At 73.6% G+C, this 23,614-nt stretch carries 19 protein-coding genes and 3 pseudogenes; 7 read left to right on the forward strand and 15 right to left on the reverse strand.

The genetic code is table 11. From position 1 onward, the window contains the following. Positions 1–21: 21 nt before the first annotated feature. The 5 genes and pseudogenes from BLW82_RS10620 to BLW82_RS10640 form a co-directional block, all read right to left on the reverse strand. Positions 22–777 (reverse strand): hypothetical protein, encoded by a 756-nt coding sequence (locus tag BLW82_RS10620; RefSeq protein WP_093498551.1) that lies wholly within the window; start codon positions 775–777, stop codon positions 22–24. Between the two features lie 28 nt (positions 778–805). Further along, a complete protein-coding gene (locus BLW82_RS10625; RefSeq protein ID WP_093498552.1) occupies positions 806–1,330 on the reverse strand; it encodes a DUF302 domain-containing protein in 525 nt (174 codons plus the stop codon). Continuing rightward, positions 1,327–1,892, reverse strand: a pseudogene (locus BLW82_RS10630) (SDR family NAD(P)-dependent oxidoreductase). The gene BLW82_RS10625 and the pseudogene BLW82_RS10630 overlap by 4 nt, the downstream one beginning before the upstream one ends. Before the next feature lie 309 nt (positions 1,893–2,201). After that, a pseudogene (locus tag BLW82_RS46260) lies at positions 2,202–2,315 on the reverse strand (LuxR C-terminal-related transcriptional regulator); the annotation flags it as partial. Between the two features lie 130 nt (positions 2,316–2,445). Next, on the reverse strand, positions 2,446–3,978 hold the full coding sequence (locus tag BLW82_RS10640; protein ID WP_093507986.1) for an SDR family oxidoreductase: 1,533 nt from the start codon (positions 3,976–3,978) through the stop codon (positions 2,446–2,448). A 331-nt stretch (positions 3,979–4,309) separates the two neighbouring features. Between BLW82_RS10640 and BLW82_RS45340 the strand changes: the two genes are divergently transcribed. Continuing rightward, positions 4,310–4,465, forward strand: a complete 156-nt coding sequence (locus BLW82_RS45340; RefSeq protein ID WP_256215748.1) for a hypothetical protein — start codon at positions 4,310–4,312, stop codon at positions 4,463–4,465. A 385-nt stretch (positions 4,466–4,850) separates the two neighbouring features. On the opposite strand, the gene BLW82_RS10650 is transcribed toward BLW82_RS45340, so the two are convergent. After that, positions 4,851–6,833: an AfsR/SARP family transcriptional regulator gene (locus tag BLW82_RS10650; RefSeq protein ID WP_093507987.1), complete on the reverse strand. Its 1,983-nt coding sequence runs from the start codon at positions 6,831–6,833 to the stop codon at positions 4,851–4,853. Positions 6,834–6,896: 63 nt separating this feature from the next. Here BLW82_RS10650 and BLW82_RS10655 point away from each other — a divergent pair, with 63 nt between their 5' ends. Next, the gene (locus BLW82_RS10655; protein ID WP_093498553.1) at positions 6,897–7,769 is read left to right on the forward strand and encodes an alpha/beta fold hydrolase; all 873 of its coding nucleotides are present in this window, start codon (positions 6,897–6,899) and stop codon (positions 7,767–7,769) included. Between the two features lie 174 nt (positions 7,770–7,943). Here the strand turns inward: BLW82_RS10655 and BLW82_RS10665 are convergent, their stop codons facing one another. Beyond that, the gene (locus tag BLW82_RS10665) at positions 7,944–8,381 is read right to left on the reverse strand and encodes a DUF6299 family protein (RefSeq protein WP_093498554.1); all 438 of its coding nucleotides are present in this window, start codon (positions 8,379–8,381) and stop codon (positions 7,944–7,946) included. 273 nt (positions 8,382–8,654) lie between these two features. On the opposite strand from BLW82_RS10665, the gene BLW82_RS10670 reads away from it, so the two are divergent. From BLW82_RS10670 to BLW82_RS10680, 3 genes are all read left to right on the forward strand, one after another. Then, entirely contained in the window at positions 8,655–8,849 is a 195-nt protein-coding gene (locus BLW82_RS10670; protein WP_093498555.1) for a DUF5999 family protein, read from the forward strand. 107 nt (positions 8,850–8,956) lie between these two features. Next, on the forward strand, positions 8,957–9,805 hold the full coding sequence (locus tag BLW82_RS10675) for a PaaX family transcriptional regulator (protein WP_093498556.1): 849 nt from the start codon (positions 8,957–8,959) through the stop codon (positions 9,803–9,805). Positions 9,806–10,176: 371 nt separating this feature from the next. Continuing rightward, entirely contained in the window at positions 10,177–10,626 is a 450-nt protein-coding gene (locus tag BLW82_RS10680; RefSeq protein ID WP_093507989.1) for an ATP-binding protein, read from the forward strand. Here BLW82_RS10680 and BLW82_RS10685 read toward each other — a convergent pair. The 3 genes from BLW82_RS10685 to BLW82_RS10695 form a co-directional block, all read right to left on the reverse strand. Continuing rightward, a complete protein-coding gene (locus tag BLW82_RS10685) occupies positions 10,586–12,022 on the reverse strand; it encodes an amino acid permease (protein ID WP_093498557.1) in 1,437 nt (478 codons plus the stop codon). The two genes, BLW82_RS10680 and BLW82_RS10685, sit on opposite strands and share 41 nt — an antisense overlap. 116 nt (positions 12,023–12,138) lie before the next feature. Continuing rightward, positions 12,139–13,146, reverse strand: a complete 1,008-nt coding sequence (gene argF, locus BLW82_RS10690; RefSeq protein ID WP_093498558.1) for an ornithine carbamoyltransferase — start codon at positions 13,144–13,146, stop codon at positions 12,139–12,141. A 304-nt stretch (positions 13,147–13,450) separates the two neighbouring features. Next, positions 13,451–14,674: an arginine deiminase gene (locus BLW82_RS10695; RefSeq protein ID WP_093498559.1), complete on the reverse strand. Its 1,224-nt coding sequence runs from the start codon at positions 14,672–14,674 to the stop codon at positions 13,451–13,453. Between the two features lie 128 nt (positions 14,675–14,802). On the opposite strand from BLW82_RS10695, the gene BLW82_RS10700 reads away from it, so the two are divergent. Then, on the forward strand, positions 14,803–15,936 hold the full coding sequence (locus tag BLW82_RS10700) for an SPFH domain-containing protein (protein WP_093498560.1): 1,134 nt from the start codon (positions 14,803–14,805) through the stop codon (positions 15,934–15,936). Further along, on the forward strand, positions 15,933–16,832 hold the full coding sequence (locus BLW82_RS10705) for an NAD(+)/NADH kinase (protein ID WP_093498561.1): 900 nt from the start codon (positions 15,933–15,935) through the stop codon (positions 16,830–16,832). The genes BLW82_RS10700 and BLW82_RS10705 overlap by 4 nt, the downstream gene beginning before the upstream one ends. Positions 16,833–16,850: 18 nt before the next feature. Here BLW82_RS10705 and BLW82_RS10710 read toward each other — a convergent pair whose 3' ends face one another. From BLW82_RS10710 to BLW82_RS10730, 5 genes and pseudogenes are all read right to left on the reverse strand, one after another. After that, complete coding sequence (locus BLW82_RS10710; RefSeq protein WP_093498562.1) at positions 16,851–19,397, reverse strand: polynucleotide kinase-phosphatase; 2,547 nt, start codon at positions 19,395–19,397, stop codon at positions 16,851–16,853. Next, positions 19,394–20,854 carry a 3' terminal RNA ribose 2'-O-methyltransferase Hen1 gene (locus BLW82_RS10715; RefSeq protein WP_093498563.1) on the reverse strand — a complete coding sequence of 487 codons (1,461 nt, stop codon included), beginning with the start codon at positions 20,852–20,854 and terminating at the stop codon, positions 19,394–19,396. Before BLW82_RS10715 ends, BLW82_RS10710 begins: the two co-directional genes overlap by 4 nt. A gap of 147 nt (positions 20,855–21,001) precedes the next feature. Next, positions 21,002–21,514: pseudogene (locus BLW82_RS10720) on the reverse strand (FAD-dependent monooxygenase); the annotation flags it as partial. A 24-nt stretch (positions 21,515–21,538) separates the two neighbouring features. After that, a complete protein-coding gene (locus BLW82_RS10725; protein ID WP_093498564.1) occupies positions 21,539–22,465 on the reverse strand; it encodes a DUF4232 domain-containing protein in 927 nt (308 codons plus the stop codon). A gap of 100 nt (positions 22,466–22,565) precedes the next feature. After that, positions 22,566–23,489, reverse strand: a complete 924-nt coding sequence (locus BLW82_RS10730) for an LLM class F420-dependent oxidoreductase (protein WP_093498565.1) — start codon at positions 23,487–23,489, stop codon at positions 22,566–22,568. Positions 23,490–23,614: the final 125 nt, after the last annotated feature.

Below are 23,614 nucleotides of genomic sequence, written 5' to 3' on the forward strand. Positions count from 1 at the left end.
TTTTCTCCGGGTAAGCGACCGTCAGCCGCTCGTCGCGGCGGGCGGATGCGCCGGTGCCTGGACGAAGTGGACGTCCCTCACGTCGATGGCGACCATCAGGAGGCCCGGCCAGGCGCGGCCGGAGCTGTCACGGCGGAACGCCCTTCGCACCGAGGGCAGTCGGATCCCGTCGGCCTCGACGATGTCGTAGACGTACTGCGCGGCGGCGAACCCGCCGGCGACGTCGACGTGGTAGTCGTGCCTGCGCAGCAGGTTGTCGGGGCCGAAGTAGAACTGCTGGTGCTCGCTGTGGCTCGGGTTGGTCGGCGGAAAGGTCACGTCGAGTCCGTGCCAGACCTGGTCGCCCTCGTGCCACGGCGCGATCTCCGTCACCTCGAACCCCGGCAGGGTGAACAGGAACGGGGTGGTGAAGTACGTCCACATCGCGTACCCGTTGAAGTAGGCACGGTCCAGCGCGTCCCACGGAGTTTCGAGGACGTGGCCGGCGAACGACTCGCGCGGGTTGTCGCGCTCGGCCACCGTCTTCCCGTCGGTCGTCACGATCCTCAGGTGGTCCGGCGTGAACTCGGACCTGCGGTCCGCGGCGCCGAACGGGAAGAGCGAGGCGCGCTCCTCGTGCAGCCATACCGTCTGCTGCCTCGGCGCGGGGTCCTGCGGAGTGCCTTTGATCACGAACAGTTCCCCGCCGCTGACGACCGTCGCCGTCACCTTCGTGAACCGGTTCCAGCGGTCGAGGCCACCGTGCGCTTCGAGGACGTCCTCGAGCAGGCTGGGCATCGGTCGGTTCACTGCGCTGCTCCCTCCGTCAGTCGGTGAGTTCCGCCGGGACCGGCAGGCCGAGGTGGTCGAGGAGGGTGGCGAGCTTGCGGTCCAGTTCGCGGCCCACCTGCGTGATCTCGTCGCGTCCGAAGCTGCCGAACTGGTCGCTCGGCCGGTCGACGGAGAAGCGGGCGGGCCCGTCCGGCTCGGCCCAGATGACCGTGTGCAGCGGGGCGTAGAGCAGGATCGAGGGCTCGTACCGGTACATCCGCTCGGCGATCGTGTGATTGCCCATCAGATAGCTGGTGCACATCGCGTCGTCGCCGGCGAGCGGGAAGAGCTGGTCGGCCTGGCCCCGGAAGTAGACCAGGAAATCGAAGGGCGCACTGGCGCTGATCAGTTCGAGCATGTCGGACCAGGGAGCCCGGCGCCGGACGAGTTCGTCCACCCGGTCCGTCGGGACGGGCGGGACGGCCTGCTCGTAGCGGGCCCGCAGCGCTCTCGGGTCCTCACCTGATTCGAGGGTGAACCGGGTGGTGCCGTAGCGCACCGTCCGCGTCTGCTGCGTCATGGGGATCTCCTCCTCGTGGGACGCACACCGTCGTGGGCGGCGGCTCCTCGCCCGGCTTTCCTGGGTTCAGACCTGGACAAGACCTGGACAAGACCGCCGTCGACGCAGAGTTCGGCTCCCGTCGTGAAGGAACTCCGGTCGGAGGCGAGGAACACGGCCGTGGCGGCGACCTCCCCGGGGCGTCCTGTCCTGCCGAGGGGAATGTCGTCGGCGAGCCGGTCCGCCGGCTGTGGTTCGCCCTTCACCGGGCTGTCCAGGCCGCGGATGCCGGGGGGTCTGTCGGTCCCGGGCTCAACTGCTCCTCGGTGATCTCCCCCAGCCGCGCCGGCTCGGCGCCGCCGGCGTCGGCGACGACGACCTCCAGCGCGGCCGGTTGCGAGACATCGCTCTGTATGCCGATGGCCCGCCCCCCGAGGGTCTGCACAGCCGCGTCAAGTTCGGCCTTGCGCCGGCCCGTGACGTACGCGGTGGCGCCCTCCTCGGCGAACCGGCGGGCTACCGCCAGACCGATCCCGGTCGAGCCGCCGGTCACCGGGCTGATCTTGCCGTCCAGCTGTCCCATGATGTCCACGTCTCCCTCGCGGCGACTCGCCCAGGGGCACGCCGACGAACCGGCGCGTCGCCAGGGAGCCGCAGCATCCCGACCGCCGGTGGAATCCTCCGCCGTCACACCGCACGGGCCGCACGTTCTGGGTGGATTCGTACCCATCAGTAAAGAACCTTGAGCGGGGCGCTGCAACCGGATGGGGAACGGGCTGGGTAACCGGCCGGGACAGGAGACCGGACATCGGGGCACGTCCCGCCCGTGGGACCCGCCGCTCCGCCCGGCCCTGCGTGCATGGCGAGCAGCCCGGCCTGTGACGCGGCTCCCGCAGCGCAGCTTCTCCATGATCTGCGAGACATGCGCCTTCACGGTCGGCAAGCGCGGGCCCAGCCGCCAGCCGATCTGGGCGTCGCTCAGGCCGTCCGCCACCGCGGCCAGCACCTCCCCGTATGAGGTCCGCGCACCCGCCCCCCGACTTTGGTATCCCCCCGCCTCGTCCGTGCGGCGCAGGGGTCCGGGCGGCCGGCCGGACTCGGTGCGGCCGTTGCGACGGCCGCGGCGCGCGTCGGTCTCAGCCCTCCGCGTGGGGAGGGCGACGGCCGGCGCCCTGCTGCTGCCCGCGTTCGGCGGCCCGGACGATGTTGCGGGCCATGCCGCCGAAGACGACCGCGTGGAAGGGCGAGACGCTCCACCAGTAGAGCTGGCCGAGCAGTCCGTGCGGGTGGAACAGGGCCCGCTGCCGGTAGCGCGCGCCGGCGCCCTCGTCGTCGACGCACATCTCCAGCCAGGCCAGCCCGGGCAGCCGCATCTCGGCACGCAGCCGCAGCAGCCGCCCGCGTTCGATCTCCTCCACCCGCCAGAAGTCCAGCGAGTCACCGACCCGCAGCCGGCGCGCGTCACGTCGTCCGCGGCGCAGGCCCACCCCGCCGGCGAGGCGGTCGAGCCAGCCGCGTACCGCCCAGGCCAGCGGGAAGGAGTACCAGCCGTTCTGGCCGCCGATGCCCTCGACCACCTCCCAGAGCGCACCGGGGGCCACCTCGGCGTGGCGTTCGCGCACGTCCGTGTAGAGGCTGCCGCCCGCCCACTCGGGGTCGGTGGGCAGCGGGTCGCTGGGAGCGCCGGGCACGGCGGCCGAGGACCAGCGGGTGACGACCTGGGCGTCCCGCACACGCTGCAGGGCGAGGGCGACGGCCCGGTCGAAACCGACCGGGTGGCCCGGGGGGCTCGGCACGTACCGCCCGATGTCCTCCTCCCGGCACACCACCTCGTATCGCAGCGACTCCGTCAGCGGGCGGGCGATGGCGGCCGGTACGGGGGTCACCAGGCCGACCCACTGACTGGACAGGCCGGGTGTGAGCACCGGCACGGGCACGATGAGCCGCCGGGGCAGCCCGGCGACGGCGGCGTACCGGTGCATCATCTCCAGGTAGGTGAGCACCTCGGGGCCGCCGATGTCGAAGGTGCGGCTGACGTCTGGCGGCAGGCCGGCGCACCCCACCAGGATGCGCAGCACGTCCCGTACGGCGATGGGCTGGATGCGGGTGTGCACCCAGCGCGGGGTGACCATCACCGGCAGCCGTTCGGTCAGGTAGCGGAGCATCTCGAAGCTGGCCGAGCCGGACCCGATGATGACGGCGGCCCGCAGCACGGCCGTCGGCACACCCGAGCCGAGGAGGATGTGGCCCACTTCGGCGCGCGAGCGCAGGTGCGGCGACAGGTCCTGCTCGGGCACGCCGGCCGGGGTCAGGCCGCCCAGGTAGATCAGGCGGCCGACACCGGCCCGGCGGGCCTGCTCGCCGAAGACAGTGGCCGCCTCCCGGTCGGTGCGCTCGAAGTCGCGGCCGGCGCCGAGCGCGTGCACCAGGTAGTAGGCGACGTCGACGCCCGCCAGCGCCGCCGCCACCGAGTCCGCGTCGGTGACATCGCCCTGTACGACCTCCACCTGCCCGGCCCACGGCTGGTCGCGCAGCTTCCGGGGCGTGCGCGCCAGGCAGCGCACCCGGTACCCGGCGTCCAGCAGCTCCGGCACCAGCCGTCCGCCGATGTAGCCGCTGGCCCCGGTCACCAGACAGGTCCGCGGAGCCGGGGCAGCGGTTCCGTTCACGTTCTTCGTCGTCCCGGCCGTCTCGTCCGCCACGCGAACCGCCTCAGTCGTCGTCCGTGCGCCCTTGCCGCCTCTACACCTCTACGGTGCCGCCGGCCCGTGCGGATGCACCGGGCGACTGCGCCGTCCGGGTGACCCTGGGCTCTCGCGGGTGGCGCCGGGGTTCACCGTGCTCTCGGCGGTGCGGTGGTGGCGCGGACGACGAGTTCGGGGTCGAAGAGGAGTTCGCCGACGGGCACGTCGCGGTGGGCGAGGAGGGCGAGCACACGGCGGGCGGCCTCGGCGGCGAGGCGGTCGGCGGGCCGTGGTGCGCGGCGGATCCACGAAATCCGTGATCATCGAGCTGTCGTGGCCGACGACCGACACGTCACCGGGCACCTCGCAGCGCTACCGGCGCGCCCCGCGGATCGCCGTCGGCGCCATGCAGTCACTGGCCGCCACGATCGCCGTGGCACCACGCGCCGGCGACGCGACGGCGGCGGACTGACCGCCCTCGGCCGTGCAAGGCCTGCCGCACACCCACTGCCCCGCATCCTCGATCCCCGCCGGGCCGGCGACTCCCCGAAGCCCCTGACCCGCCGGTCGGCCGGCCGATTGCCGACCGGCCCGGACGCGATCCCGATCCGCCAGTGCCCCGGCCGGAACGGATGATCCACCGCCGGCTCGGCCGCCGAGCAGGTCGTCCGTGGAGAACACCGGAGCCTCACCACCGCCCTCGACCTGCCCGTTCGCCCCCACGAACGGGATCCGCCGCGAGCGCAGCAGCTCGTACGCCTGCGGGTAACGAGTCGGCCGTAGCGCTCCGCCGGGGGCCGGGGTGCGGCGCCGTTGTAGCTGGTCGCGCAGTTCCCCGAGCTCCTTTGGGGTGCTGCTCAGCCGAGGGACTCCGCCATCGCCGTCAGCCAGTCGTCGACCGGTCCTGCCGTCAGCAAGCCGCTGCCCGCGCCGGCGAGTTGGCCGGCGGCCGGGCGGAGCGCGGTCAGGCAGCGGTGCAGGGTGGGAGAGTCACCGAGTTCCAGGGCGACGGCCGCCATGACGCACCACAGGGCCTCCTGCACGAGGTCGGCAGGAGGTTCGGGCAGCTCGCGAAGCGCGTCGCGGGCTGCCCTTTCGTCGTCGGCGGCGAGGGCGAGCGCGGGGCGGATCCAGCGGAGGTACGGCCCCCAGTCGGCGCCCGGGTCGACGGCCTCGCGGATGCCGTGCGGCCGCCCCGCCAGGCGGAGGCAGAGCAGCGCGAGAGGCAGCAGGCCGTCGCGCACCCCGGGCATGCCGGAGCCGTCGAGGAGCCGGCCGACCTCGCGGTAGGCGGCCTCGGCGGCACCGGTTCCTCCGCCGCCGTGCGTGGTCCCGCCCGTCGCCGCCAGGCGCAGCGCGCGGTACCCCTCCGTGAACACCTCCACCAGGGGCAGTTCATGACGGTCCGCCAGCCGGTCGGCCGCCGTCGCGTGTGCGTCGGCCGTGGCGAAGTCGGCGAGAGCGGCGCGGGCCTGCGTCCGGATCAGGTGGCCGAGTACCTCGTAGGTGGCCAGGCCGTGGCGGGCGGCGAGGGCGACCAGTTCGGTGCCGACGGTGTCGCGGCGCGGGGCGAGGCCGGTCCGGGCGCAGGACTGCATGAAGACGCCGTTGAGTGCGAAGGCGAGCAGCGCCGGGTCGTCCAGCCGGCGGGCGAGGTGCTCGGCCTCGGCGGCGGCCGCCACGGCCCGGCCGGACCTGGTGCCGCGGGTCTCCAGGGCGACGGTGGCGAGCAGCCGGCAGCGGGCCGCGTCCTGGGCCGGGGTGGCGGGGAGGCGGACGAGCGCCCGTTCCGCGGCCCGGACGATGCGGGCGGCACCCGGCTCGTCGTCGGAGCGGGGCCAGATCGCGGGGACGTCGTAGGCGCCGATGACCCGGGCGGTGAGTTCCGGGTCGCCGGTCTCCTCGGCCGCGGTGATCGCGGCGAGCCGGTGTTCGCGGGCGGCGGCCGGCCCGCCGGAGCCGGTCACCGCGAGGGTGCGCAGCAGTCCGACGGCCGATTCGAGCCGGGCCCGGGCACCGGCGGCGACGTTGCGGTCGTACGCGTCGGCCGCCCGGGACCAGACCTGGGCCGCGGCGCTCTCCGGTTCCGCGTCCAGGCCGGGGTCCTGGGCGAGGATGCCGGCCTCCAGGCGGCGCAGCGCCCGGCCCGGGTCGAGGCCCAGCCGGCCGGCGAGGGTCGCGCGGGCCCGGCGCAGCACCGCGAGGGCGTCGCCCTGGCGACCGGTCCGGTAGAGGGCGAGCGCCAGCAGCCGCCAGGCCTCCTCACGCCAGGGGTGCCCGGTGAGGTGGGCGTCCAGGTCGGGCACCGCCTCGGCCGCCCGGCCCGCCGCCAGCAGCGCCCCGGCCCGCTGCTCCACGGCCCGCAGCCGCAGTTCGGTCAGCCGCGCCCGCTCGCCCCCGCACCACTGCTCGTCCGCGAAGTCGGCGTAGGCGGGCCCCCGCCACAGGTCCAGCGCCTCCCGCAGCCGGTGCGCGGCCCGTGCGGGCTCCTCCTGCGCGGCGGCCGCCACGGCCTCCTCGAAGAGCCACGCGTCGACCGCCTCCGCGCGCAGGGCGTAGCCGGGGCCGTCGGTGACCAGCAGCCGGGCCGGGGTGCGGGGCGGCCGGTCGGGTTCGAGAGCCCGCCGCAGGTCGCCCACGAAGGTGCGGATCGCGCCGACGGCGGCGGGCGGCGGCTCCTCCCAGAGGTCGGCGACCAGCCGGGCGACGGGCACCACGCGCCTGCGGGCGACGAGCAGCCGGGCCAGCACGGCGCGGTGCCGGGGGCCCTTCAGGGCGAGCGGGAGGCCGGCGCGCTCGGCCGTCACGGGTCCGAGCACCCCGAAGGCGACCTGGTCGATCCTCACCCGCCCACCGTACGTGCTGCTGATCGGCTGCTGATCCGGGCACGGGAGCCTCGGCGCATGAACATTCCCGGATTTCAGCGGCACCGCGTCCCGGTCGCCGACGGCGTCGCCCTGCACACGGCCGTCGGCGGCACCGGCAGCCCGGTCGTCCTGCTGCACGGCTTCCCCCAGACCCACCTGATGTGGCGGCACGTGGCCGCCGGCCTGGCGGCGGAGCACACCGTGATCTGTCCCGACCTGCGCGGCTACGGCGCCAGCGACAAGCCGGCCGACGCGGACGGGACGTCGTACGCGAAGCGGACCATGGCCGCCGACATCGTGGCGCTCGCGCGGGCTCTCGGCCACGAGCGGTTCGCGCTGGCCGGGCACGACCGGGGCGCGCTGGTCGCCTTCCGGGCCGGCCTCGACCATCCGGACGCGGTCACGCACCTGGCCCTGCTGGACGTGCTGCCGACCCTGGACATGTGGGAGGTGCTGCGCGGCGCCACGGCCGCGGTCGCCTTCCACCTGTACCTGATGGCGCAACCGCCCGGTCTGCCGGAGGATTTGATCGGCGCGGCCCCGGACCTGTTCTTCGGCCACTTCCTCGACCTGTGGACGCGCGACCCCGGGGCGATCCCGGCCGACGTCCGCGCCGCCTATCTGGCGGCCTGCCGGGCGGCGGTGCCCTCGATCGTGGCCGACTACCGGGCCTCGGCGGGCGTCGACACCGAGCACGACCGGGCCGACCGGGCCGCCGGGAACGTGCTGCGCATGCCGGTCACCGTCCTGCAGCAGGACTGGGGCGCCGCCCTCGGCTACGACGCGGCCGCGCTGTGGCGGGCCTGGGCGCCGGATCTGGAACACCGCACGGTGGACTGCGGGCACTTCATGGCGGAGGAGGCGCCGGACGAGGTGGGCGCGGCGCTGCGGAAGCTGCTGAGCCGCTGACGGATGCGGTCCGACGGTCGGGCGTCGGGCGTCCGGCGGTCGGGCTTCGGGCGGTCGGCGGTCGGGCGTCCGGCGGTCGGCGGTCGGGCGTCGGGCGTCCGGCGGTCGGCGGTCGGGCGTCGGGCGTCGGGCGGTCCGGCACCCCTGCGGCGCCGGACGGCCCGGAGAGGCGGTTCAGGCCTTGGTGAGGGTGATGTCCTGCCGGCCGGAGGCGTGGAAGAACGGCAGCGGCAGGCCGCCCGTGTTGCGCAGTTCCAGGATCGTGGCCTCGACGTTGGCCGCGCCGGGCTTCAGCTTCTCCGAGGCGACCTCGCCGGTGTTCTCCCAGTGGTGCTCGGCGCCGTCGCAGACGGCCTGGGTGCCGCCGATGCCGTGCCGGAAGTTCGGGGAGTCCTGGCTGAGCGACGCGCTGATGAACACGGGGCCGGTGGCATCGGTGCAGGTGTAGGTCCCGGACAGGGTGACGGTGCCGTCGGCGGCGAGCCGGCCGGTGGAGTCGACGGTGACGGACTCGGCGGGAGCGGCGGCCGGAGCGGCGGTGGCGGGGGCGACGGCGGCGCACACGAGGGCGGCGGAGCCGAGGGCTGCGGCGAGGGCGGGGCGTAGGGGCATGGTTTCCTTCCCGGATCATGAGGGGGCATGCCCTGGATACCGGGCGGCCCGGCCGGGGAGCGTGACCGTCACCCCTTCGGTGGCGCGTCCTGCCGCACCGGGGAAGACCCCGGAGCGTGTCCCGGAGCCGCGGCGGCCGTCGTGGGAGCGTCCGGGAGTTGTCCGCGTGTTGTCACAGGTCGCGGCAGACGGTTCCCCGGCGTTCACGGCGGGAGCATGGTCTGGTCATGCCGGTCGGCGACCGTGCCGGAGGCAGACCCGTGGAGGTGCGCCATGTGTTCCCACCAGTCCCCGAGCGCGACGGCCGACCGCGGCCCGGTGCACATCGTCGCCGCCCACCCCGAGCAGGGCTGGACCCTGCTGTGCGACGGCGCGATCGTCTTCGACGACACCGGCGAGCTGCACGCCGACGGCAGCGTGGTCCCGCCGCACCGCGGCCCGGCCGGCCGCCTCGCCGTCGCCGCCTGACCCGGCCCCCGCCGGCCTGCGCGGGGCGTCCGGGACGGGCCCCCGGAACCCTGACTCTCATTCAGCCGTGCACCGAAGGTGACCAGCAGCGATGCCGGGGACCTAAAATGATCAACGTGCCCGAGCAACACGCCCCGAGGTCCCTCATCGTCACGCTCTACGGCGCGTACGGCCGCTTCCTGCCCGGCCCGGTGCCCGTCGCCGAGCTGATCCGCCTGCTGGCCGCCGTGGGCGTGGACGCCCCCTCCGTACGTTCGTCGGTGTCCCGGCTGAAACGGCGCGGGCTGCTGGCACCGGCCCGGACCGCGCAGGGCGCCGCCGGGTACGAGCTCTCCGCGGAGGCACGGCAGTTGCTCGACGACGGCGACCGCCGGGTGTACGCCGCCGCACCGCCGCAGGACGAGGGCTGGGTGCTCGCGGTGTTCTCGGTGCCCGAGTCGGAACGGCAGAAGCGGCACGTGCTCCGCTCCCGGCTGGCCGGACTCGGCTTCGGCACCGCCGCGCCGGGCGTGTGGATCGCCCCGGCCCGGCTCTTCGAGGAGACCAGGCACACCCTGCGCCGGCTCGGCCTCGACCCCTACGTGGACTTCTTCCGCGGTGACCACCTCGGCTTCCAGCCCACCACCGAGGCCGTCGCCCGCTGGTGGGACCTGACGGCGATCGCCAAGGCCCACGAGCAGTTCCTCGACGCGCACGAGCCGGTGCTGCGCGGCTGGGAGCACCGCGCCGACACCCCGCCCGAGGACGCCTACCGCGACTATCTCCGTGCCCTCGACACCTGGCGCCACCTGCCGTACACCGACCCCGGGCTGCCGACGAACCTGCTGCCGGCCGACTGGCCGGGCACCCGCTCGGCGGCCGTCTTCCGTGCCCTGCACGAACGGCTCCGGGAGCCCGGGGGCGTGTTCGCGGGCCTGCGAACGCCTCCCGGTGACACCGCCGAACGGCCTCTGTGAACGGGGGGGGCCGCAACGCCGAGCCGCTCCCGCCGGACGCCCACGCGGTCTGCCGCCGTGCCGGCGCGTTCGTCCTGATCGGCCCGGCGGACGGCGCCACGCCGACCGCGGGAAGGGTCGACTTCGGCTGATCCCCCAGTCGCGGAGGAGCCCCCGGCTTCCGGGGGCTCTTTCGTGTGCACGGCGTCACAAGGTCACGGCACGTCAATAACGCGGTAACAGCGGAGCCCGATGTGCGAGACGGGCCCACGGGCGGGGTAAGCCACCCGTTACCGGGACGAAGGCCCGTCAGGGGGGCGCCGACAGCGTCCGGGACGGGGCCCGTACCATTCCTACAGTTGAAAGCAGGACATGCAGTGATCGCCTGCGCCATGAACGGAATCGCCGTGTACGAACCACCTTCCGCCGCCTCCTGGCGTATCGCGCTGCCGCACACCGTCGCGGCCGTGCCGGTCGCCCGTGCCCTGGTGCGCTCGGCGATGGAGGAGGCGGACCACGCGGCCGACCCCGACACCGCCGAACTGCTCACCGCGGAACTGGTCGCCAACGCCGTGGAGCACACCGCCGGCAGGGGGCCCATAGAGCTGGTCGTCGAGCTGGTGCCGGGGGGCTGCAAGGTCGAGGTGCACGACCCGGACCCGGCGCCGCCCGGGCACCTCACCCGTCCGGTGATCGAGGAGCCTGACCCCATGCAGGAGGGCGGGCGCGGCCTGCTGCTGATCCGCGCCCTCAGCTCGTCCTGCGGGCACCGCCCCACCGAGTCCGGCAAGGCGGTGTGGTTCAGGCTTCCTGTAGTACCGCGTCAGTGGCGTCCGGCGTGACCGGCCCGGCGGTGGCCAGCGTGGAGTTCCGGCGGCCGTAGCCGAGGTAGACCAGCAGGCCCACGACCAGGAAGACGGCGAACTGGAGCCAGGTCGTCCACCCGGTCTCGTACATCAGGTAGAGGCAGAAGGCGACGCCCAGCAGCGGGGCGACCGGGTAGAGCGGCACCCGGAAGGTGCGGGCGAGGGCCGGTTCGCGGCGGCGCAGGGCGATCACCGCGATGTTCACCACGGCCATGATCGCGAGGGTGCCGATGGTGCACAGGTTCATCACCGCGTCCAGCGAGGCGAAGGCCGCGGGCAGCGCGAAGACGGCCGCGACGATCAGGGTGCCGGCGACCGGGGTGGCGGTCCTCGGGGAGACCTTCTCGAAGACGCGCGGGATCAGGCCGTCCCGGGACATGGACATCAGGATGCGGGTCTGGCCGTACATCACCGCGAGGACGACGGAGGCGATGGCGACGACCGCGCCGAAGGCGATCACCCCGCCGCCGATCGCGGACCCGGTGACCTGGTTGACGACGTAGGAGAGGGCGGCGGGGCGGCCCGCGACCTGGCCGCCGCCGATGGCGCCGATGGCGGCCAGCGCGACCGCGCAGTACAGCAGGGTGACCACGCCCATGCAGACGAGGATGGCGACCGGGATGTCCCGGCGCGGGTTCTTCGCCTCCTCGCCGGCCGTGGTGATCGCGTCGAAGCCGATGTAGGAGAAGAACGCGGCGGTGGTGCCCGCGCCGATGCCGCCGAGGCCCGCCGGGGAGAACGGGACGAGGTTGCCGTCCTTGAAGGCGCTGAAGCCGATCGCGCAGAACGCGAGCAGGATGACCAGCTTCACCGCGGCCATCGCGGCGGTGGCCCGGGCGCTCTCCCGGACCCCGCGCACCAGCAGGACGGCGGCCATCGCGATGACGATCACGGCGGGCAGGTTCACGATCCCGCCGTCGCCGGGGCCCGCGGACAGGGCGTGCGGCAGCTGGAGGCCGGTGAGGCTGTGCAGCAGCTCGTTGACGTACTGGCTCCAGCCGACCGCGACGGCGGAGATCGAGACGCCGTACTCCAGGAGCAGGCACCAGCCGACCAGGAAGGCGGTGGACTCGCCGAGCCCGGCGTAGGCGAAGGAGTACGACGATCCGGAGACCGGGATCGCGCCGCCCAGCTCGGCGAAGGAGAGGGCGGTGAAGACGCAGGTGACCGCGGCGAGCACGAAGGAGACGACGACGGCCGGGCCGGCCTGGGCGACCGAGTCGGAGAGGCCGACGAAGATGCCGGTGCCGACGATCGCGCCGATGCCGAAGCAGATCAGCTGGAACAGGCCCATGGTGCGGCGGAGGCCGTGACCCTCCCGGTCGGCGCCGGATTCGGCCACCAGGAGGTGGGGGGACTTGATGCGGGGCATGCGGGTGGTGCTCGTTTCTGGTGGTGCGGGTGCGATCCGGGGTCGGCCGCGGCGGCGGCTCCGGCGTGGGGTGGTGCCGGGCCGCCGCACAGCATAGGGGCAATGAACAGCGCTGGTCAGGCGAGTGTGGCCACCAGCACGGCCTTGATGGTGTGCATCCGGTTCTCGGCCTCGTCGAAGACCACCGAGTGCTCGGACTCGAACACCTCGTCGGTGACTTCCAGTTCGGTCAGGCCGTGCCGCTCGTGGATCTCCCGGCCGACGACCGTGCCGAGGTCGTGGAAGGCCGGCAGGCAGTGCAGGAACTTGACGTCGGGGTTGCCGGTGGCGCGCAGCACGTCCATGGTGACGGCGTACGGCCCGAGCAGCGCGATGCGCTCGTCCCAGACCTCCTTGGGCTCGCCCATCGACACCCAGACGTCGGTGGCGACGAAGTCGGCGTCGCGCACCCCGTCCTTCACGTTCTCGGTGAGCGTGATCCGGGCGCCGGACGCGCCGGCGAGCTGCTGGGCGAGCTCGACGATGGTGTCGTCCGGCCACAGCAGGCGGGGCGCGACGATCCGGACGTCCATGCCGAGCAGGGCGCCCGTGACGAGGTAGGAGTTGCCCATGTTGTAGCGGGCGTCGCCGAGGTAGGCGAAGGCGATGTCGGTGAGCGGCTTGTCGCTGTGCTCGGTCATGGTGAGCACGTCGGCGAGCATCTGGGTGGGGTGCCACTCGTCGGTGAGGCCGTTGTAGACCGGCACCCCCGCGAACGCGGCGAGCTCCTCGACGACGCCCTGGCCGTGCCCGCGGTACTCGATGGCGTCGTACATCCGGCCGAGGACCCGGGCGGTGTCCTTCACCGACTCCTTGTGCCCGAGCTGCGATCCGGCCGGGTCGAGGTAGGTGGTGGCGGCGCCCTGGTCGGCGGCGGCGACCTCGAAGGCGCAGCGGGTACGGGTGGAGGTCTTCGCGAAGACCAGCGCGATGTTCTTCCCGCGCAGGTACTGCGTCTCGGTCCCGGCCCTCTTGGCCGCCTTCAGCTCGGCGGCCAACTCGACCAGCCCGCGGAACTCCTCCTGGGTGAAGTCCAGCTCCTTGAGGAAGTGGCGGCCGGCGAGGGCGGTCGGGACAGTCGCCATGGGGGCGCTCCAGCGGTGGGTCGGCTTCGGGACTTTGGAAGTCTATACGATGTTCCACATTTCTATACAGGACCGTCGGGCCCGCAAGGTCATCGAGCCCTCCGCACGACTCGACCGACACCACCCGCCGCGCCGGTCAGCGGCAGGGTCGACCTGCGCCGGATCAGGCCGCCGCGCCGTCGGCGCACCCGCGTACCGCGTGGCGCGGTCGGTGGGCACCGCATCGCCCGGCAGGCGGTCCCCCTCCAGGGTCACCGGGTCGCACCACGACAGACAGCGGCTCACGCGGCTTGCGCGGCGCTCCTCACACGGCATCCCGCTCCACCGGGCAGCTCATGCACCGCGGCCCGCCCCTCCCCCGCCCCAGTTCGCTCCCGGGGATCTCGATCACCTCGATGCCCTGCTTGCGCAGATGTGTGTTGGTGGTGGAGTTGCGTTCGTAGGCGACGACGACGCCGGGTTCGACGGCGAGGACGTTGCAGCCGTCGTCCCACTGTTCGCGTTCGGCGGCGTGCACGTCCTGGGTGGCGCTCAGGACCCGGATCTCGCTGAGGCCGAGGGCGGCGGCGATCGCCCGGTGCATGTGCTCCGGCGGGTGGTCGGTGACCTTGAGCTCCTTCTCGCCGGCGCCCGGTTCGATGGTGTACGAGCGGAGCATGCCGAGCCCTGCGTACTGGGTGAAGGTGTCGCCGTCGACCATCGTCATCACGGTGTCGAGGTGCATGAAGGCGCGCCGCTTCGGCATGTCCAGGGCGACGATGGTCCGCGCTGAGCCGGCCGCGAACAGCTTGTGCGCGAGCATCTCGACGGCCTGCGGGGTGGTGCGCTCGCTCATGCCGATCAGGACCGCGCCGTTCCCGATCACCAGGACGTCGCCCCCCTCGATGGTGGAGGGGTAGGCGGCCTGCCCCTCCGACCAGACGTGGAACGTTTCGCCGCGGAACAGCGGGTGGTGCCGGTAGATCGCCTCGAAGTGCACGGTCTCGCGCTGCCGGGCGGGCCAGCGCATGGCGTTGATGGAGACGCCGTCGTAGACCCAGGCGGAGGTGTCGCGGGTGAAGAGGTGGTTGGGGAGCGGTTCGAGGAGAAAGTCGTCGAGGTCCATGGCATGGAAGCGGACCGAGGTGGGCTCCTCGTGGGCGGCCAGGAACTCCCGCTTGGTCATGCCGCCGACCAGCGCCTCGGCCAGTTCGCCGGCCGGCAGTTTCTCGAAGGCGGCGCGCAGGTGGTCGGTGGCGAGCGGGCCGTACTCCTTCTCGTCGAAGACCCGGTCCAGGACGAGGGTGCGGGCGGCCTCGATCGCCAGCGCCTCTTCGAGCAGGTCGCCGAAGAGGTGCACGGCGACCCCGCGGTCGCGCAGCACGTCGGCGAAGCCGTCGTGCTCGGCCCGCGCCCGGCGCACCCAGAGGACGTCGTCGAAGAGAAGGGCGTCCTTGTTGCTCGGGGTGAGCCTTTTGAGCTCCAGATCCGGCCGGTGCAATATGACGCGGCGCAGCCGCCCGGCCTCGGAGTCGACGTGGAATCCCATGCCTCCATCCTGACCATCGACGACCGCGTTCACCCCCTGCTCGACCGTTTCTTGTTTCTCGTCCCCTTGACGACAAGCAGGCTCGAGATTATGGTCAACATGACTCTTAAAGCGAGGGGGCGGAACCGATGGCCGACATCACCCGGCGCCTGGGCTGGCGCCATCTGCGCGGCGCGCCGACGGCGCACGTCAGACACCACAAGGGCGAGAGCCTGCTGCACGACGGGCCGGGGCTCAGCTTCTGGTTCCGCGCGCTGACCGCGGCGATCTCCGAGGTCCCGGTCGACGACCGTGAACTGGCGATGACCTTCCACGCCCGTACCGCCGACTTCCAGGACGTGGCGGTCCAGGCGACCGTCACCTACCGCGTCGGCGACCCGGCCGTCGCGGCCGCCCGGCTCGACTTCTCCATCGACCCGGACACCGGGGTCTGGCGCGGTACCCCGCTCGAACAGCTCGGCACCCTCCTCACGGAGACGGCCCAGCAGCACGCGCTGGACGCGCTGGCCCGCACCCCGCTGGCGGAGGCGCTGGTCGACGGGGTGACCGTGGTCCGGGAGCGGATCGCGGCCGGCCTGGCGGCGGAACCGCGGCTGCCCGCCACCGGCATCGAGGTGGTGGCCGTCCGCGTGATGGCGCTGCGGCCCGAGCCCGAGGTGGAGCGGGCGCTGCGCACCCCGGCCCGCGAGCAGATCCAGCAGGAGGCCGACCGGGCGACGTACGAGCGGCGCGCGGTGGCCGTCGAGCGGGAGCGGGCGATCGCCGAGAACGAACTGGCGAGCCAGATCGAACTGGCCCGCCGCGAGGAACAGCTCGTCGACCAACGGGGCACCAACGCGCGGCGCGAGGCGGAGGAGAACGCGGCGGCCGACGCGGTCCTCGCGGAGGCGGAGGCGTCCCGGACGGTGAAGCTGGCGGAGGCCGAGGCGGCCAGGTCCGTGAAGCTGGCGGACGCGGAGGCGGCGCGCACGGTACGGCTCGCGGAGGCGGAGGCGTCCCGGTCGGTGAAGCTGGGCGAGGCGGAGGCGGCGCGGGCGGTCACGCTGGCGCGGGCCGAGGCCGCGGGGGCCCGGGAGGTCGGCGAGGCACGGGCCGCGGCACAGGCGGCCTGGCTGCGGGTGCACGGCGAGGCGGACGTGGCCACGCTGCACGCCCTCACCGGCGCCCGGCTCGCCGAGAACCTGCCGCGCATCGACAGTGTCACGGTGTCGCCGGACGTATTGACCGGGCTGCTCGCCAGGCTGGGCGGGGAGCGGGAATGAGCCTCGCGCCGCGGGCCGTGCTCGTCCACCGGACCACGGAGTACGAGGAGCTGGTGGCCCGGCACGGCACGCACGGCCAGGCGGCCTTCTTCCTGGCCTCCCGGGGCCGGGACATGGCCGAGGTCGCCGACCGCCACCGGCGAACCCGGCGGGCGCTCGCCGAGGTGACCTCGGCGGTGCCGCTGGCCTGGCGCCAGGCCCGGGTCGAGCGGGCCGACCTGGACCGCTTCCTGTTCGCACCCGAGGACGTGGTCGTGGTGGTCGGCCAGGACGGGCTGGTGGCGAACGTGGCCAAGTACCTGGACGGGCAGCCGGTGATCGGCATCGACACCGACCCCGGCCGCAACCCGGGCGTGCTGGTCCGGCACCGGCCGGAGCAGGCGGCCGTACTGCTGGCCTCGGTCGCCGCCACGGCCACGGGTGCCGACGAGCTGACGATGGTCGAGGCGGTCGCCGACGACACGCAGCGGCTCGTGGCGCTCAACGAGATCTACCTCGGTACCGCCGGTCATCAGACCGCCCGATACCGCCTGGGCCTGGAGGGCGACGGGGGTGTCGTCGAGGCCCAGGCCTCATCCGGGGTGCTGGTGGGCACCGGCACGGGGGCCACCGGCTGGCTGCGCTCGGTGTGGCAGGAGCGTGGCGCCCGGCTGCCGTTGCCCGCCCCCACGGAGGACCGCCTCCTCTGGTTCGTCCGGGAGGCCTGGCCGTCGCCGGCGACCGGGACGTCCCTGGTCGCCGGCGAGCTGGCGGCCTCGGCGGCCCTGACCCTCACGGTCGAGTCGGACCGGCTGATCGCCTTCGGCGACGGCATCGAGACCGACGCCCTGGAGCTGACCTGGGGGCAGACGGTCCGGGTGGGGGCGTGCGCGCGGCGGCTCCGGCTGGTCGGCTGACCGGCCGGGGCCCGTCGCTCACAGCCGCGGGTCGACCGGCTCCGACTCCAGGGCCAGGACCCCGAAGACCGCCTCGTGCACGCGCCACAGCGGCTCGCCGTCCGCGAGGCGGTCCAGGGCCTCCAGGCCGAGGGCGTACTCGCGGATCGCCAGGGACCGCTTGTGGTTGAGGAAGCGGCCGCGCAGGCGGGTGAGGTTGTCGGGGCGCGTGTACTCGGGGCCGTAGATGATCCGCAGGTACTCCCGCCCGCGGCACTTGATGCCGGGCTGGACGAGGCGGCCCTGCGGGTCGCGTACCACCGCACCGGCCGGCTTGACGACCATGCCCTCGCCGCCCCGGCCGGTCATCTCCAGCCACCAGTCGACGCCCGCCCGTACCGACTCCGGGTCGCCGGTGTCGACGTGCAGGCGGCGGGTGGTCTGCAGCAGGCCGGTCGGGTCGTGCTCCACCAGCCGGTCCAGCAGAGCGAGTTGCTCCTCGTGCGGGAGCGCGGCGAGGCTGCGGCCCTGCACCGCGAGGATCTGGAAGGGGGCGAGGCGCACTCCGTCCAGGCCGTCGGTGGTCCAGCAGTAGCGGCGGTAGGCGTCGGTGAACGCGGCGGCGTCGGCGGCCCGCTCGCGCTGCCGGTCGCGCAGTTCGCCGATGTCGACCCCGCGCCCCGCCGCCCGCTCCAGGGCGGCCAGCGCGCCCGGGAAGACCGCGCCGGAGGCGGCACCGACGGCCGCGTACTGGGCGCGCAGCAGGCCGGAGGCCTTGAGCGACCAGGGCAGCAGTTCGGCGTCGAGCAGGAGCCAATCGGTGGCGAGTTCGTCCCAGAGACCGGCCGCGTCGACCGAGGCGCGGATCCGGCCGAGGATCTCCTCGGTCACCGACTCGTCGTCGAAGAACGGGCGTCCGGTGCGGGTGTAGAGAGAGCCGGTCGGGCCGGGCGGGACACCGAAGCGCTTGTGCGCGACCTCCGCGTCCCGGCACACCAGCGCCACCGCCCGCGAGCCCATGTGCTTCTCCTCGCACACCACCCGGGCGACCCCGTCCGCCGCGTACTGGGCGAAGGCCTCCGCCGGGTGCTCCAGGTAGCCCTCCACCTGGCTGGTGGCCGTCGGGGCCATGGTCGGCGGCAGGTACGGCAGCAGGCGCGGGTCGACCGCGAAGCGGCTCATCACCTCCAGGGCGGCCGCCGCGTTCTCCTCGCGGACCGCGACCCGGCCCTGGTACCGGGTCTCGACGACCCGTCGGCCGTGGACGTCCGCCAGGTCCAGCGGGCGTCCGTCCTGGCCGCCGGGCGCCTCGGTCCGCAGCGGGCGGGCCGGCTCGTACCAGACCCGCTCGGCCGGCACGTCGACCAGTTCCCGCTCCGGCCAGCGCAGCGCGGTCAGCTTGCCGCCGAAGACGGCGCCGGTGTCCAGGCAGATGGTGTTGTGCAGCCAGCGGGCCTCCGGGACCGGGGTGTGGCCGTAGACGACGGCCGCGCGGCCCCGGTAGTCCTCGGCCCACGGGTAGCGCACCGGCAGGCCGAACTCGTCGGTCTCGCCGGTGGTGTCGCCGTACAGCGCGTGCGAGCGGACCCGGCCGGAGGTGCGGCCGTGGTACTTCTCGGGCAGCCCGGCGTGGCAGACGACCAGCTTGCCGCCGTCGAGGACGTAGTGGCTGACCAGTCCGTCGATGAACTCCCGTACCTGTGCCTTGAACTCCTCGCTCTCGCCGTCCATCTGCTCGATGGTCTCGGCGAGTCCGTGGGTGTGCTGGACCTTGCGGCCCTTGAGATATCGGCCGTACTTGTTCTCGTGGTTGCCCGGCACGCACAGCGCGTTGCCCGACCCGACCATGGACATCACGCGGCGCAGCACGCCGGGGCTGTCCGGGCCGCGGTCGACGAGGTCGCCGACGAAGACCGCGGTACGGCCCTCGGGGTGGACGCCGTCCTGGTAGCCCAGCTTGGCGAGCAGGGACTCCAGTTCGCTCGCGCAGCCGTGGACGTCGCCGACGATGTCGAAGGGGCCGGTGAGGTGGGTGAGGTCGTTGAACCGCTTCTCGGTGACGACGGTCGCCGATTCGATCTCCTCGACACCGCGCAGGAGGTGCACCTTGCGGAAGCCCTCGCGCTCCAGGTGCCTGACGGAGCGGCGGAGTTCGCGGATGTGGCGCTGGATGACCCGGCGGGGCATGTCGGCCCGGTCGGTGCGGGCCGCGTTGCGTGCGGCGCACACCTCCTCGGGCACGTCGAGGACCACGGCGACGGGCAGCACGTCGTACTGCTTGGCCAGGTCGACCAGCCGGCGCCGGGACTCCTGCTGCACGCTGGTCGCGTCGACGACCGTGCGGCGGCCGGCGGCGAGCCGCTTGCCCGCGATGTAGTGCAGGACGTCGAAGGCGTCCTTGGTCGCGCCCTGGTCGTTCTCGTCGTCGGAGACCAGGCCCCGGCAGAAGTCGGAGGAGATGACCTCGGTGGGCCGGAAGTGGCGCCGGGCGAAGGTGGACTTGCCGGACCCGGAGGCGCCGACGAGGACGACCAGGGAGAGGTCGGTGACGGGCAGGACCCGCCCGGTGCGCTGTGTCTCGGTCATGCCGCCTTCGCCTCCTTCGCAGAGAACGTGAACGTGGCCATCTGGGTGGGCGGGCCGACCTCCGGGTCGTCCGGGCCCACGGGGAGGAACTCGACGTCGTAGCCGTGTCGTCCGGCGACCCGGTGGGCCCACGCGCGGAACTCCTCGCGGGTCCACTCGAAGCGGTGGTCGCCGTGCCGGGTGTGGCCGGCGGGGAGGGTCTCCCAGCGGACGTTGTACTCGACGTTCGGGGTGGTGACGAGGACCGTGCGCGGGCGGGCGGCGCCGAACACGGCGTACTCCAGGGCGGGCAGCCGCGGCAGGTCGAGGTGCTCGATCACCTCGCTGAGCACGGCCGCGTCGTATCCCTTGAGCCGCTTGTCGGTGTAGGCGAGCGAGCCCTGGAAGAGGGTGACGCGGGCGGCCTGCCGCTCCCCCATGCGGTCCAGCTTGAGCCGCCGGGAGGCGATGGTGAGCGCCCGCATCGACACGTCGACGCCGACGATCTCGGTGAAGGACGGGTCCTTCAGCAGCTCCTGCACCAACTGGCCCTGGCCGCAGCCGAGGTCGAGGACGCGGGCGGCGCCGGAACGCCGGAGCGCGTCGAGGATCGCCTCCCGACGCCGCACGGCGAGCGGGGTCGGCTTCTCCTCGGTCTCCGTCTCCTCCTCGACCGCGTTGTCGATCTCCTCGACCTCGCTGTCGTCGGCCTCGGCGAGCCGGACCAGCTCCAGCCGTTCCATCGCCTGCCGGGTCAGCGACCAGCGGCGGGAGAGGTAGCGGCTGGTGATGAGCTTCTGCTCGGGGTGGCCGGGCAGCCAGCCGTCACCCGCGCGCAGCAGCTTGTCGACCTCCTCGGCGGAGACCCAGTAGTGCTTGGTGTCGTCGAGGACAGGGAGCAGCACGTACAGGTGGCGCAGCGCCTCGGAGAGGGTCAGCGCCTCGGACTCCAGGACCAGGCGGACGTAGCGCGAGGCGCCCCACTCCGGGAACTCGGCGTCCAGGGCGACCGGTTCGGCGGTCACCGTCCAGCCGAGCGGCTCGAAGAGCTTCCGTACCAGGTCGGGGCCGCCACGGGCGGGCAGTGCGGGCACCTCGATCCGCAACGGCCGTGTCCGCGCCGGAGCTTCGGGGCGGGCCTTGCAGACGCCGCGCACCGCGCTGGAGAACACGTTGCCGATCGCCACGGCGAGCAGCGAGGAGGCCGCGTAGGGGCGGTCGTTGACGTACTGCGCGAGCGCCGCGTCGGGTGCGCCGCCGCGTCCGTTGCCCTTGCCGCGCCGCACCAGGGCCACCGCGTCCACCTCCAGCAGCAGCGCGGCCGTGCAGCGCTCCGCATCCGCCTCGGGGTAGAAGACGTGCGCGACGCCGTGCGAGGTGGTGAAGGACTGCGCGTTGTCGGGGTGCTTGTGCAGCAGGAACCCGAGGTCGGTCGCGGGACGTTCGGGGGTGCCGGTGGTGGTGATCGTCAGGAACACGGTGGGTCGCCTCGGAAAGGAGCAGAAAGGGACGCGAACGCGCTGGTCGTGCGCTTGTCCGCGGCTCCAACGTACCCAGGGGCACGGGGCGGCCGCGCGGAATTTCCGCGGGAGCCCGTCGTGACGGGGGGGGTTAGTGGCGGGTGGTCAGTGCCGGGGCTCGTCGTCACCGGGGTCGGGGAGCCCGCCGGCCGGCAGGTGTTCGGCACCGCCTTCGAGCGCCCGGGCGTGCTCGGCCGAGCGGGGAAGCATGGTCTTCTCGTAGTCGTGCTCGTAGTCGTGGAGGGCGTCGTCGACGGTCGCCGCGTTCGCCAGGGCCAGCGCGAGGTCGCTCGCGTCGAGCATGGCGAGGTTGACGCCGACGCCCAGCGGCGGCATGAGGTGGGCGGCGTCGCCGGGCAGGGTCACGCTCGGGTCGTGCTGCCAGGTGTGCGGCACGGGCAGGGCGAAGACCGGGCGGTCGACGTAGGGGCCGTCGTTGTCGGTGATCAGTTGCTTCATGCGGGGTGCCCAGTGGGCGTAGCTCTCCAGGAGCCGGCCGCGGACGGCGTCGGTGTCCTTCGGCGTCAGGCCGCTCGCGGCGATCCAGCCGGCCGGGACCCGCTGGATCAGGTAGACGCGGACCTGGTCGTCGCCGTTGCGCTGGGCGAACAGGCGCCGCCGGACCGGCCGCACCGGCCCCGCTCAGCGGCCGGCCCGCTGCCAGGCGCCGACGCCCAGCTTGCCCGTGGTCCCGAGATCCAGACCCGGCGTGACCGTCACGGGCGCGGCGCCCGGCTTCGCCAGGACCCGGACGTAGGGCACGTTCACAGCCGTGCCCGCCAGGGTCGTGTTGCGCCAGATCAGGCCGGAGAGGGCGGCTTCGCCGGGCTTCAGGGTGAGCGGGCTCGGCGGGTCGTCGAAGCCGGTTCCCATGGCGATGGCGTCACCGCCGTGCAGGACCCGGATGCCGTCGACGGGCTCGCGGTCCTCGTCCAGCAGGCTCAGCTCCGGGTAGCCGTCGAGCGTGTAGTCCCGCGTGCCGCAGTTCTCCAGGTGGAGCCCGACGACCCGCAGGCCCATCGCGGCGTCGCCGTCGTCGGCCCACAGCCGCACACCGGAGGCCGGGCAGGCGCCCGTCTCGGACGGGGCCTGGTCGGCGGGGACCTTGGTGACCTCGGCCACCTTCACCCTGGTCACCGGGGAGGCGCCGGGAGCGAGCACGCCCAGCTCGACGGTGCCGGCGGTGCTGTGGCCCGGCCGGACCCCGGGCACGGTCACCTTCTTGTTGCCCATGACCGCGCCGGTGTCCGTCGTGAAGTCGAAGCGAACGGTGTAGGTCATGGCCTCGTCGCCGTCGTTGCTGACCTGGTAGGCGGCGGAGATGCCGGAGTCGCCGGGCAGCCGGTCCGCGTGCACCCGGCCCAGGGAGGCGGACGGGGCCGGGGAGGCGGAGGGGATGGTGACCGAGGTGATCCGGACGCCGTCCACCGGGGGGTCGGTGACGGTGACGCGGGGCGCCGGGACGGCCGCGCCGGCCCCACCGCCGGTGTCCGGGTGCTCCGTGCCGCAGGCAGTGGCCAGGAGCAGGGCGGCGGCGGGGACGAGGAGAAGGGGGCGGGGTCTGCGCATCCGGCCACTTCATCAGGGGCGGACACCGGACGACTGTGACGGAAGCCACAGCTCCGGCCACAGCCCTGTCACAGCGGGCCGGATGCGCGAACCCGGGCGGCTACGACAGCTGCGACTGGACCTGGGCGGAGATCAGCTCCAGGTGGTCCAGGTCGGAGAGGTCGAGGATCTGGAGGTAAAAGCGGCCGGCGCCGATCTCGGCGTAGCGGCCGATCTTCTCGACGACCTCGGCGGGGGTGCCGGCCAGGCCGTTCTCCTTCAGTTCGGCGACCTCGCGGCCGATCGCGGCGGCACGGCGGGCCACCTCCTGGTCGTCCTTGCCGACACAGGCGACGAGGGCGTTGGAGTACGTCAGCTCGTCCGCCCCGCGCCCGGCCGCCTCGACGGCGGCCCGCACCCGGCCGAACTGCCGCTCGCTGTCCTCGACCGAGGCGAACGGCATGTTGAACTCGTCGGCGTACCGCGCCGTCAGCTTCGGGGTTCGGGTGGCGCCGTGGCCGCCGATCAGCACCGGGATCCGCGCCTGGGCGGGCTTGGGCAGCGCGGGCGAGCCGGTGAGGTCGTAGTAGGTGCCGTGGAAGTCGAAGGTGTCGCCGAGCTTGGTCTCCCAGAGCCCGGTGACGATCGCCAGCTGCTCCTCCAGACGGCCGAACTTCTCCTTCGGGAAGGGGATGCCGTACGCCTTGTGCTCCTCCTCGAACCAGCCCGCGCCGAGCCCCAGTTCGACCCGGCCGCCGGACATCTGGTCGACCTGGGCGACCTGGATGGCGAGCACCCCGGGCAACCGGAAGGTCGCCGCGGTCATCAGGGTGCCGAGGCGGATGCGCTTCGTCTCGCGGGCGAGTCCGGCGAGGGTGATCCAGGCGTCGGTGGGGCCGGGCAGGCCGTCCACGTCGCCCATCTTCAGATAGTGGTCGGAGCGGAAGAAGGCGTCGAAACCGAGGTCTTCGGTGGCCTTGGCGACGGTGAGGAGGGTGTCGTAGCTCGCGCCCTGCTGGGGCTCGGTGAAGATACGAAGGTCCATACACCTATCCTGCACGGCCCCCGCCCCGTCGACCGCATCGGCACCGCCCGTCGGGGGCCGCCGACCCCGGGTGAATGTCGTCAACGGCGGGCCCGCGGAGCGGTGACCGGCCTCCGCGGTGATCG

This window comes from Streptomyces sp. Ag109_O5-10 (assembly GCF_900105755.1).
GTDB lineage: Bacteria > Actinomycetota > Actinomycetes > Streptomycetales > Streptomycetaceae > Streptomyces.

What these genes read in the sequence shown, in the direction of transcription:
- BLW82_RS10675 (WP_093498556.1), top strand. Translation starts at nt 8,957, where the DNA reads ATGATCAACGTGCCCGAGCAACACGCCCCGAGGTCCCTCATCGTCACG.
- BLW82_RS10655 (WP_093498553.1), top strand. Translation starts at nt 6,897, where the DNA reads ATGAACATTCCCGGATTTCAGCGGCACCGCGTCCCGGTCGCCGACGGC.
- BLW82_RS10730 (WP_093498565.1), bottom strand. Translation starts at nt 23,489, where the DNA reads ATGGACCTTCGTATCTTCACCGAGCCCCAGCAGGGCGCGAGCTACGAC.
- BLW82_RS10665 (WP_093498554.1), bottom strand. Translation starts at nt 8,381, where the DNA reads ATGCCCCTACGCCCCGCCCTCGCCGCAGCCCTCGGCTCCGCCGCCCTC.
- BLW82_RS10670 (WP_093498555.1), top strand. Translation starts at nt 8,655, where the DNA reads ATGTGTTCCCACCAGTCCCCGAGCGCGACGGCCGACCGCGGCCCGGTG.
- BLW82_RS10685 (WP_093498557.1), bottom strand. Translation starts at nt 12,022, where the DNA reads ATGCCCCGCATCAAGTCCCCCCACCTCCTGGTGGCCGAATCCGGCGCC.
- argF (WP_093498558.1), bottom strand. Translation starts at nt 13,146, where the DNA reads ATGGCGACTGTCCCGACCGCCCTCGCCGGCCGCCACTTCCTCAAGGAG.
- BLW82_RS10680 (WP_093507989.1), top strand. Translation starts at nt 10,177, where the DNA reads ATGAACGGAATCGCCGTGTACGAACCACCTTCCGCCGCCTCCTGGCGT.
- BLW82_RS10625 (WP_093498552.1), bottom strand. Translation starts at nt 1,330, where the DNA reads ATGACGCAGCAGACGCGGACGGTGCGCTACGGCACCACCCGGTTCACC.
- BLW82_RS10710 (WP_093498562.1), bottom strand. Translation starts at nt 19,397, where the DNA reads ATGACCGAGACACAGCGCACCGGGCGGGTCCTGCCCGTCACCGACCTC.
- BLW82_RS10700 (WP_093498560.1), top strand. Translation starts at nt 14,803, where the DNA reads ATGGCCGACATCACCCGGCGCCTGGGCTGGCGCCATCTGCGCGGCGCG.
- BLW82_RS10695 (WP_093498559.1), bottom strand. Translation starts at nt 14,674, where the DNA reads ATGGGATTCCACGTCGACTCCGAGGCCGGGCGGCTGCGCCGCGTCATA.
- BLW82_RS10725 (WP_093498564.1), bottom strand. Translation starts at nt 22,465, where the DNA reads ATGCGCAGACCCCGCCCCCTTCTCCTCGTCCCCGCCGCCGCCCTGCTC.
- BLW82_RS10620 (WP_093498551.1), bottom strand. Translation starts at nt 777, where the DNA reads ATGCCCAGCCTGCTCGAGGACGTCCTCGAAGCGCACGGTGGCCTCGAC.
- BLW82_RS10705 (WP_093498561.1), top strand. Translation starts at nt 15,933, where the DNA reads ATGAGCCTCGCGCCGCGGGCCGTGCTCGTCCACCGGACCACGGAGTAC.